Origin of the sequence: Cellulosimicrobium sp. CUA-896, assembly GCF_001942335.1 — a bacterium.
Lineage (GTDB): Bacteria > Actinomycetota > Actinomycetes > Actinomycetales > Cellulomonadaceae > Cellulosimicrobium.
The window spans coordinates 94,761-103,899 of sequence record NZ_MKKH01000003.1; the positions used below are offsets into that span (position 1 = coordinate 94,761).

Genomic DNA, 9,139 nt, shown 5'->3' on the forward strand with positions numbered 1-9,139 from the left:
CAGGGGTCGGGTCAACCCGCTCGACCCCCGGGGTCCCCAGGCGACGGTGATCCCCGTCACTGCGCCCGCGTGCGGCCGGTCACGCGCCGCGCCCGCGGCTGCGCCACAGCAGGTACACGAAGTACGGCGCGCCGAGCAGGGCCGTGCCGAGACCGGCGGGGATCTGGTCGGGCGCGATGATCGTCCGGCCGAGCGTGTCCGCGACGGACACGAGCAGCGCGCCGAGCAGCATCGCGACGGGCACCACGCGCCCGTGCCGCGCCCCGACCAGGGCGCGCGCGGCGTGGGGCGCCACGAGACCGACGAACGCGAGGACGCCGACGGCGCACACGGCCGCGGCGGTGAGGAGCGCCGCCGCCGACAGCAGGAGCAGACGCGTGCGGTCGAGCGGCACGCCGAGCACGCGCGGGGTGTCCTCGTCGAGCGCGAGCACGTCGAGGTCGCGGCGCAGCCCCGTCGCGAGCGGCGTGACGAGGAGCAGCGCGATCGCGACCGGCGCGACCTGGGCGAGCGAGCGCCCGTACGTCGAGCCCGACAGCCAGGTGAGCGCGAGGTTCGCGTCCCAGGGGGCCACGACGACGATGACCAGCGTGATGAGCGCCGTGACACCGGCCTGCGCCCCGATGCCGATGAGCACGAGCCGGTCCGAGCTGAGACCACCGCGGTACGACAGCCCGTACACGAGCCCGAACACCGCGAACGCGCCGACGGCGGCGGCCGCGGACATGGGCCAGATCCCGACGCCCGGCACGAGCAGGATCATCGAGACCGCGCCCAGCCCCGCCCCGGAGGTCACGCCGAGCAGCCCCGGCTCGGCGAGCGGGTTGCGGCACACCGCCTGCACGATCGCGCCGGCGAGCGCGAGCGCGGCGCCGGCGAGCAGCGCGGCGAGCACGCGCGGGAGGCGCTGGTCCAGGACGAACGTCACCTGGCGGCCCGCCACGCCGCCCCACCAGTTCGCGACGTCCCCGAGGAGCACGAGGCGGTCGCCCAGCAGCAGGCCGGCGACGGTCGCCCCGCCGACCAGCACCGCCAGCACGCCGACGACGACCACCACGGTCGTGCGGGTGCGCACCCGTCCGAGCGCCCCGCGTGCGGCGCGCGCGCCGGCCCGGCGTCGCGCAGGCGGCGCGCGAGCCACACGAGCAGGCCCGCGCCCAGGACCGTGGTGACCACGCCCGTCGGCACGGCGATGGAGGTCGTGCCGGGCAGGAGCAGGCGCAGCAGGACGTCGGCGCCGAGCACGACGACGACGCCGACCACCGCCGCGAAGGGCAGCAGCAGGACGTGCCGCCCGAGACCGGGCACCCGGCGCGCGACGAGCCGTGCGAGCACGGGCGCCGCGAGACCCACGAACCCGACCGGTCCGGCGACGGTGACGGCGATCGCGGCGAGCAGCACCGCGACGAGCACGGCCACGACGCGCGTGCGGCGCACGTCGACCCCGAGGACGCTCGCGGCGTCGTCCCCGAGCCCGAGCAGGTCGAGCCGGCGTGCGAGCACGAGCGCGGCCAGCACCCCGACCACGACCACCGGCGTCGCGAGCGTCACGGTCCGTGTGCCGGACTGCACGATCGACCCGCTCCCCCACGCGAACAGGCCGAGCGTCTCCTGCTCGAACAGGACGAGCAGGACCATGGTCAGCGCGTGGAGGGCGAGCATGATCGCCGAGCCCGCGAGGACCAGGCGCGTGGGGCCGTCGGCCCCGCCGCGCGCGAGGACGAGCACGAGCCCCGCGGCGGCGAGGCCGCCGAGGAACGCGAGCCCGCCCTGGAGGTAGAACGGCACGCTCAGCCCGAACGCCGCGACGGCGACGACGGTGACGTACGCGCCCGCGTTGACGGCGAGCGTGTCGGGCGACGCGAGCGGGTTGCGCGCGACCGACTGCAGGACGGCGCCCGCGACGCCCAGCGCGACACCGATGAGCAGTCCCGCGAGCAGCCGGGGCACGCGGGAGGCGACGAGCACGGCGAGCGTCTCGTCCCCGCCGCCACCGGTGGCGAGCCGCAGCAGGTCGAGCGGTCCGACCGCCGCGGTGCCCTGGGTCAGGTGCACCGCGGCGATCAGGACGGCGAGCACCCCGGCCGCGACGAACGCCGTCGTGATGCCGAGGCGCGAGGTGCGCGCGGCCGGCGGCGCCGTCGCCCGCACGCGCTCCGGGGTGGTCGTCATCGCTGCGGTCGTGCCTCTCGGTCGGGTGCCGGCGCCGTCAGGCCGTCAGCTCGTCGACGAGCGCGCCGACGTACGCGCCGCCCGACAGCGGGCCGCCGAACATCCAGATGCCGTCGGGGATGCGGTGCACGTCGCCGGCCGTGACGAACGGCAGCTGCTCCCACACGGCGTTGCCCGCGAGGCCGTCCGCGAACGGGTCGCCGTCGGCCTCGTTCGCCGCGTAGACGAACTGGACGTCGCCGAGCTGGGTGAGCCCTTCGACGTCGGTCTGCGCGAGGCCGTAGTCGGGGTCGCCGCCCTCGGTCCAGGCGTTGACGAGCCCGATCTCCTCGCCGAGCGCCCCGAAGTACGAGCCGGGCGTGTACATGCGGATCGACACCGTGCCGTTCGCGATCCAGCCGTCGGCCATGGTGAACTCCGCGCCGGCGAGACCGGCCTCGTCGATCGCGGTCGTCGCGTCTCGACGGTGGCGTCGAACTCCTCGAGCGCCGCCTCCGCCTCGTCCTGCGTGCCGGTGACCTCGGCGAGCGTCTCGACCGTCGAGCGCATGTAGCCGAGCGGGTCCTCGCCGTCGGAGCCGCGCAGCGCGAGCACCGGGGCGATCTCCTCGATCTGCGTGATGACGTTCTCCGGCAGGTCCGTCGTCGTCACGACGAGGTCGGGCTCGAGCGCCGAGATGGCGTCGAGGCTGGGCTCGCCGCGCGTGCCGACGTCCGGCGTGCCCTCGTCGATCGGCGCGACCGTGTTCCAGGTGTTGTAGCCCTCGACGTCGGCCTGCCCGACGGGCTCCACGCCCAGCGCGACGAGGTTCTCGGTCAGGCCCCACTCGAGCGAGACGACGTCGGCCGCCGGCGCGTCGAGCGTGTGCTCGCCCCGCTCGTCGGTGTACGTCACGGGGCCCGTCGTCGCGGCCGTCTCGGCGGTGTCGCGGCCGTCGGTGCGGCGTCCGCCGGGGCCTCCGTGGTGCCGCACGCGGCGAGCGCCAGCGTGGCGGCGAGGGCGAGGGCGCCGCGGTGAGCGAGCGGGATCGGGTGGAACGCATCGGTGTCCTTCTTCTCGTGAGGTGCACACGCCGTCACGGCCGGCGCGAGGCGCGCCGGTACCGGGCCCGTGCTGCCCGCGCTGCGGGCCGTGGACGGCGCGGTGACCCGCGCCGGAGGTCAGGCGAGGGCGTCCGCCCTCAGGTCCGCCCCGACGGACGCCGTCGGCCGCGCCGCGTGCCTCCCGAGCGGTTCGCAGCACGTACGGCCCGTCAGCGGGTGGGTGTAGACGTCGACGCGGATGCCGTACACCTCGGACAGCAGCCCGGGCGTGAGCACGTCGGTCGCCCGGCCGGACGCCCGCACGACGCCCTGGTCCAGGAGCACGACGTGGTCGGCGACCGACGCGGCCTGGTTGAGGTCGTGCAGCACGACGCCGACCGCGACGCCGTGCTCGGCCGCGAGGTCGCGCACGAGGTCCAGCAGCTCGACCTGGTAGCGCAGGTCGAGGTAGGTCGTCGGCTCGTCGAGCAGCAGCACGCGCGTGTCCTGCGCGAGGCACGTCGCGAGCCACACGCGCTGGAGCTCGCCGCCCGACAGCTCGTCGACGCCGCGGTCCGCCATCGCGGTGACGCCGGTGACGTCCATCGCGTGGGCGACCGCGCGCGGCCCGTCCGGGTCGTTCGAGCGGAAGCGGCCGCGGTAGGGGTGGCGGCCGTAGGCGACGACGTCGCGCACGCTCACGCCGCTCGGCGTCGGCCGGCTCTGCGACAGGAGCGTGACGCGCCGCGCGAAGTCCTTCGCGTGCAGGGCCAGGGCGTCGTCGGCGTCGTCGAGGGCGACCGTGCCCGCGTCGGGGCGGTGCAGGCGCGCGAGCGAGCGCAGCAGCGTGGACTTGCCCGAGCCGTTGGGCCCGACGAGGGCGGTCACGGCGCCCGGGGCCAGCTCGAGCCCGGCGCCGTGGACCACGGTCCGGGACTCGTAGGACAGGCGCAGGTCGCGCCCGGCGAGCGCGGCCGTGCGCACGGTCTCGGGGGCGGCGCCCGCCAGTAAGGTACGACTCACATAGGTGAGGCTAAACTACCGCGCGCGCCGATGGCCAGCCCCTGCGGATGCGACCGACGTCACTCCGCCCCGTGCGTCGGCACGGTCGGGCCACGGTCCTCGTCCGCGGCGTGGGAGCGGGTCGGCGACGCGTGGTGCTCGCCCCCGAGCGCGACGGGCACGACGAGCGCGCGATGGTCGGACATGCCCGTGTCCACCGCGTGGGCGGGGGCCGTCGCGCGCACCGGCCCGTGCGCGAGCACGTGGTCGAGCTGGCGCGTCGGCGCCGCGACCGGGAACGTCGCCGCGGTCGCGAGCGGGTGCCAGCCGCTCGTGCGGGCGGCCTGCGGGGCCTCGATGTTGAGGTCGCCGAGCAGCACCACGGGCTCGTCGTGCGGGGCGTCGGCGGCGAGCGAGCGCGTGAGCCGCACGAGCTGGGTGAGGTTGCGCCCCGGCACGAAGGTCAGGTGCGCGCACACCACCGTCACGCGCCCGGCGGGTGCGTCCACGCGCGCGACGAGCGCGGCGCGCGGCTCGTCGCGCACGAGGCTCGGCAGCCTCCGGCCGGGGAACCGCACCGGGACGCGGGTACGCGGCGGCGGCATGACGACGGTGCGCCACTCGAGGACCGGGTACCGGCTGACGATCGCGATCCCGTAGGCCGCCTGACCGGGCTGGTGCTCGCCGGTGGGGGCCGCCCACACGCCCGGCTCGCCGACGAGCGTCGCGACGAACCGGTGGTGCTCCGCTCCCGCCGCCTCGGCGGCCACCGCGGTGAGGTCCGCACGGTGCGAGCGCGGCTGGTCGCGGTCGACCTCCTGGAGGGCGAGCACGTCGGCGTCGAGCGACCGGACGGCGTCGGCGAAGCGGTCGACGTCGACGCGGTCGTCGACGGTCGACCGCCCGTGCAGGATGTTGAACGTCGCAAGGCGCATCGGGTCGATTCTCGGCACCCGTGCCCGTCGTCGCACCCGCAGCCGGCACGGCCGGCCGTCGGGGCGGGCCGTCGGCCGCGGGAGGTCCACGAGCGCCCGCGGCGTGCCTGCCGTCCCGGGGTGGTGTAGACCCTGGGCATGGTGGACGACAGGGAGGCCCTGCACGACGGCCTGCGACTGACCGCGGCCGCGCTCGCCGAGGCCGGCATCCCGCACGCGCTCGTCGGCGGGTACGCCGCGTGGGCGCGGGGCGCGCCGGAGCCGAGCCACGACGCCGACTTCGCGATCCGCGAGGTCGACGTCGACCGGGCGCGGGAGGTGCTGAGCGCGGCGGGGCTCGAGATCACCGAGCCGACGGAGAACTGGCTGTTCAAGGCGTACCACGGCGGCGAGCTCGTCGACGTGCTCTACCGGATGGTCGGCGAACCCATCGACGACGACCTCCTGGCCCGCACGGACGAGATCGAGGTCCTCGCCGTCCGCATGCCGGTGCTGTCCGCGACGGAGATCATGACGTCGAAGCTGCGCGTGGTCGGCGAGCACTACTGCGACTTCTCGCGGCTGCTGCCGGTCGCGCGCGCGATGCGGGAGCAGGTGGACTGGGTCGAGGTGCGCCGCCGCGTCGACGACAACCCGTACGCGCGCGCCTTCCTGTTCCTCCTCGACGAGCTCGGGGTGGTCGACCGCGCGCAGATGCACGACGACGCCGCGCCCGTCGGCACGCGCGCCGGGTCGAGCCCCGCCTCGGGCGACCCGTCGAGCCACATCGAGTGACGCCGGGCCCCGGGCACCGGCAGGGCGCTGCGCTCGCGAGCGGGCACGGCCCGGGGCAGGGTGGAGCGGTACCGCCCGACGAAGCACAGGAGGTATCACCCATGAGCACGGTCACCCAGTCGATCGACGTCGCCGTCCCCGTCCGCACGGCCTACGACCAGTGGACGCAGTTCGAGGAGTTCCCCCGCTTCATGGAGGGCGTGGAGGAGATCCGGCAGCTCGACGCGACGCACACGCACTGGCGGACCAAGATCGGCGGGGTCGAGCGCGAGTTCGACGCCACGATCACGGAGCAGCACCCCGACGAGCGGGTCGCGTGGAACAGCACCTCGGGCCCCGACCACGCGGGCGTCGTGACGTTCCACAAGCTGGCCGACGCCGAGACCCGCGTGACCGTCCAGCTCGACTGGTCGCCGGAGGGCGTCGTGGAGAAGGCCGGTGACGCGCTGCAGCTCGACGAGCGGCGCGTCAAGGGCGACCTCGGCCGGTTCAAGGAGTACATCGAGTCGCGCGGCGTCGAGACGGGCGCCTGGCGCGGCGACGTGAGCTGAGCCACGCGCGCAGCACGCCGCACCCGCCGCGGGCGGGCCGGCACGACGGAGCGGGTCCTGCGGGGCCCGCTCCGTCGTCGCGCGGGGGCGTCCGCGCCGTACGATCGACGGGTGCGCCGCACGACCGGGACGTCGCCCCCGCAGGGTCTGCTGCGGCTGCGCGAGCGCGCGGCGGACTACGCGTGGGCAGCGGCCCGCCAGGTGCAGCACGTCCTGCGCCCGAGCCGCCCGCTCCCGGACGGCCCCGGCGGCCGCGCGCCGGTCGTGCTGCTGCCCGGGGTGTACGAGCCGTGGCCCTTCCTCGCCCCGCTGGCCCGCGCGCTCGCCGCCACCGGTCATCCGGTGCACGTCGTGCCCGGGCTCGGGTACAACCGGCGCCCCGTCCTCGAGGGCGCCGAGCTCGCGGCGTCGTTCCTCGACACGGCGCGGCTCGAGGGCACGGTGCTCGTGGCGCACAGCAAGGGCGGGCTCGTCGGCAAGCAGGTCATGCTCTCGCCCAGCGGACGCCGCGTGGCGGGGATGGTCGCCGTCGCGACGCCGTTCCGCGGCTCGCGCTGGGCGCGCTACCTGCTCGGCCAGACCCTGCGGGCCTTCTCCCCCGCCGACCCCGTGCTGCTCGCGCTCGCCGCCGAGCGCGCCGTGGACGCACGCATCACCGCGGTCTACCCACGGTTCGACCCGCACATCCCGGAGACGGGGTACCTCGAGGGCGCGACCAACGTCGAGCTGCCCCTGTCCGGGCACTTCAAGCCCCTCGGCGACCCGTCGCTCGTCGAGGTCGTCGTCCGCGAGGCCGGCCGCCTCGCCGGCACCGTCGCACGGCAGGGCGACGACCCCGGGTTCGCCGCTCCCCGCTGAGCCGCCGCGGGCTCGCCGCCGTCACGGCACGCGCGTGGCCCAGAACGCGACGGCCGACGCCGCGGCGACGTTGAGCGAGTCCACTCCCCCGGCCATCGGGATCGTCACGACGCGGTCCGCCGCCTCGACGGCGCCGCGCGAGAGCCCGTCGCCCTCGGTACCGAGGACGAGCGCGAGCCGCTGCGGCGGGTCGGCGACGACCTCGTCGAGGCTCACCGCGTCGTCGGACAGCGCGAGCGCGGCGACGGCGAAGCCGTCCTCCCGCAGCGCGGTGAGCCCACCCGGCCAGGTCTCGAACCGCGTCCACGGCACCTGGAACACGGTGCCCATGCTGACGCGCACCGACCGGCGGTACAGCGGGTCGGCGCAGCGCGGCGAGACCAGGACGGCGTCGACCCCCAGCGCCGCGGCCGACCGGAAGATCGCCCCGACGTTGGTGTGGTCCACGATGTCCTCGAGCACCGCGACGCGTCGGGCGCCCGCGCCGTCGCGCGCCCCGGTCACCAGCTCGTGCACGCTCGGCAGCGGCGGGCGGTGCATGGCCGCGAGCGCCCCGCGGTGCAGGTGGAACCCGGTGACCGCCTGGAGCACGTCGGGCTCGCCGACGTACACGGGCACGGGTTCTCCCGTCCCACCGGGCGCGTCGTCGACCGGCAGCGCCGCGATCTCCTCCGCGAGGTCCGCGAGCCAGCGCTCGGCCATGAGGAACGAGCGCGGGCGGTGCCCCGCCGCCAGCGCGCGACGGATCACGGTCGAGCTCTCGGCGATGTACAGGCCCTTCTCGGGCTCGTGCTTCGCGCGCAGCGCCACGTCGGTGAGGCCCGTGTAGTCGCGCAGCCGCTCGTCGTGGGGGGCGGTCACGCGCACGACGCGCACGCCGGGAAGGGGTTCGCTCACGCGACGATTCTCCCAGCGCCCGGCACGTGCTCGGGCCCTTCGCCCTCTCGCGGGGATCGTCGAGCCGGGGTCGAATGGGGGCATGGGACCTGCGCCGGACGCCACACCGCCCTCCGCACCGACCACCACATCGACGTCGTCGACCGCGACCGACTCGTCGTCGGACCGGTCCGGCCTCGACGCGCCCTGGGCCCGGCCCCCGGACGACGTGCTGGAGGCCGTCGGCTCCACGCCGGACGGCCTGACGCGCTCGGACGCCGGCGAGCGGCTCGAGCAGGTCGGCCCGAACCGTCTCGCGCCGCAGCAGCGCGATCCGTTGTGGAAGCGGATCCTCGTCCACTTCGACGACATCCTCATCTACATCCTGCTGGTCTCCGCGGTGCTCAAGGCGATCCTGGGCGACTGGATCGACTTCACCGTGATCCTCGCGGTGGCGGTGATCAACGCCTCCATCGGCTTCATCCAGGAGGGCCGCGCGGAGAGCGCGCTCAACTCGATCCGCGACATGCTGTCGATCGAGGCGCAGGTACGCCGGGACGGGTCGTGGGCGAACGTGGACGCCGACGAGCTCGTGCCGGGCGACGTCGTGCGCGTGAGCTCAGGCGACAAGGTCCCGGCGGACCTGCGGCTGCTGCGCTCGACCAACCTGCGCGTCGAGGAGTCGGCGCTCACGGGCGAGTCGGTGGCCGCGTCCAAGGCGGTCGACGCGGTGGACGCCGAGGCCGGGGTCGGGGACCGCTCGAGCATGCTGTTCTCCGGCACGCTCGTCGCGGCCGGGCAGGGCGTCGGCGTCGTCACCGCCACCGGCGACCGCACCGAGATCGGCCGCATCCAGACGATGATCTCCGAGGTCCGCAGCCTCGAGACGCCGCTCACGCGCCAGCTGGACCGGTTCGGCAAGCTCCTGGCGCTCCTCATCCTCGCGATG

At 75.7% G+C, this 9,139-nt stretch carries 10 protein-coding genes and 1 pseudogene; 4 read left to right on the plus strand and 7 right to left on the minus strand.

The annotated features are described in order from the left end of the window. Nucleotides 1-79: 79 nt before the first annotated feature. From BJF88_RS20805 to BJF88_RS01370, 6 genes and pseudogenes are all read right to left on the minus strand, one after another. Nucleotides 80-1,039, minus strand: coding sequence for an iron chelate uptake ABC transporter family permease subunit (locus BJF88_RS20805; protein WP_255371639.1), 960 nt, complete (start codon nucleotides 1,037-1,039; stop codon nucleotides 80-82). Further along, nucleotides 925-2,172 carry an iron chelate uptake ABC transporter family permease subunit gene (locus BJF88_RS20810; protein WP_255371640.1) on the minus strand — a complete coding sequence of 416 codons (1,248 nt, stop codon included), beginning with the start codon at nucleotides 2,170-2,172 and terminating at the stop codon, nucleotides 925-927. The genes BJF88_RS20805 and BJF88_RS20810 overlap by 115 nt, the downstream gene beginning before the upstream one ends. A gap of 37 nt (nucleotides 2,173-2,209) precedes the next feature. Further along, a complete protein-coding gene (locus BJF88_RS20815; protein ID WP_255371648.1) occupies nucleotides 2,210-2,581 on the minus strand; it encodes a hypothetical protein in 372 nt (123 codons plus the stop codon). Between the two features lie 110 nt (nucleotides 2,582-2,691). Further along, nucleotides 2,692-3,414 (minus strand): annotated as a pseudogene (locus BJF88_RS22835) (ABC transporter substrate-binding protein); the annotation flags it as partial. After that, the gene (locus tag BJF88_RS01365) at nucleotides 3,333-4,217 is read right to left on the minus strand and encodes an ABC transporter ATP-binding protein (RefSeq protein WP_304441354.1); all 885 of its coding nucleotides are present in this window, start codon (nucleotides 4,215-4,217) and stop codon (nucleotides 3,333-3,335) included. The pseudogene BJF88_RS22835 and the gene BJF88_RS01365, both read right to left, overlap by 82 nt. 59 nt (nucleotides 4,218-4,276) lie before the next feature. After that, nucleotides 4,277-5,131, minus strand: coding sequence for an endonuclease/exonuclease/phosphatase family protein (locus tag BJF88_RS01370; RefSeq protein ID WP_075827462.1), 855 nt, complete (start codon nucleotides 5,129-5,131; stop codon nucleotides 4,277-4,279). Nucleotides 5,132-5,269: 138 nt separating this feature from the next. On the opposite strand from BJF88_RS01370, the gene BJF88_RS01375 reads away from it, so the two are divergent. The 3 genes from BJF88_RS01375 (at nucleotide 5,270) to BJF88_RS01385 (ending at nucleotide 7,314) form a co-directional block, all read left to right on the plus strand. Further along, entirely contained in the window at nucleotides 5,270-5,905 is a 636-nt protein-coding gene (locus tag BJF88_RS01375) for a nucleotidyltransferase family protein (RefSeq protein WP_075827463.1), read from the plus strand. A gap of 101 nt (nucleotides 5,906-6,006) precedes the next feature. Continuing rightward, on the plus strand, nucleotides 6,007-6,456 hold the full coding sequence (locus tag BJF88_RS01380; RefSeq protein WP_075827464.1) for an SRPBCC family protein: 450 nt from the start codon (nucleotides 6,007-6,009) through the stop codon (nucleotides 6,454-6,456). 111 nt (nucleotides 6,457-6,567) lie between these two features. Beyond that, on the plus strand, nucleotides 6,568-7,314 hold the full coding sequence (locus BJF88_RS01385; RefSeq protein ID WP_075827465.1) for an alpha/beta hydrolase: 747 nt from the start codon (nucleotides 6,568-6,570) through the stop codon (nucleotides 7,312-7,314). Nucleotides 7,315-7,335: 21 nt separating this feature from the next. Here BJF88_RS01385 and BJF88_RS01390 read toward each other — a convergent pair whose 3' ends face one another. Then, nucleotides 7,336-8,211 (minus strand): RNA methyltransferase, encoded by an 876-nt coding sequence (locus tag BJF88_RS01390; protein WP_255371641.1) that lies wholly within the window; start codon nucleotides 8,209-8,211, stop codon nucleotides 7,336-7,338. Between the two features lie 82 nt (nucleotides 8,212-8,293). Between BJF88_RS01390 and BJF88_RS01395 the strand changes: the two genes are divergently transcribed. Further along, the coding region (locus BJF88_RS01395; RefSeq protein WP_139315848.1) for an HAD-IC family P-type ATPase at nucleotides 8,294-9,139 on the plus strand (846 nt) is incomplete at its 3' end.

Bases quoted from the DNA above. Each gene is read 5' to 3' on its own strand.
- BJF88_RS01380 (WP_075827464.1), top strand. From the start codon at position 6,007: ATGAGCACGGTCACCCAGTCGATCGACGTCGCCGTCCCCGTCCGCACG.
- BJF88_RS01375 (WP_075827463.1), top strand. From the start codon at position 5,270: ATGGTGGACGACAGGGAGGCCCTGCACGACGGCCTGCGACTGACCGCG.
- BJF88_RS20810 (WP_255371640.1), bottom strand. From the start codon at position 2,172: ATGACGACCACCCCGGAGCGCGTGCGGGCGACGGCGCCGCCGGCCGCG.
- BJF88_RS20815 (WP_255371648.1), bottom strand. From the start codon at position 2,581: ATGGCCGACGGCTGGATCGCGAACGGCACGGTGTCGATCCGCATGTAC.
- BJF88_RS01370 (WP_075827462.1), bottom strand. From the start codon at position 5,131: ATGCGCCTTGCGACGTTCAACATCCTGCACGGGCGGTCGACCGTCGAC.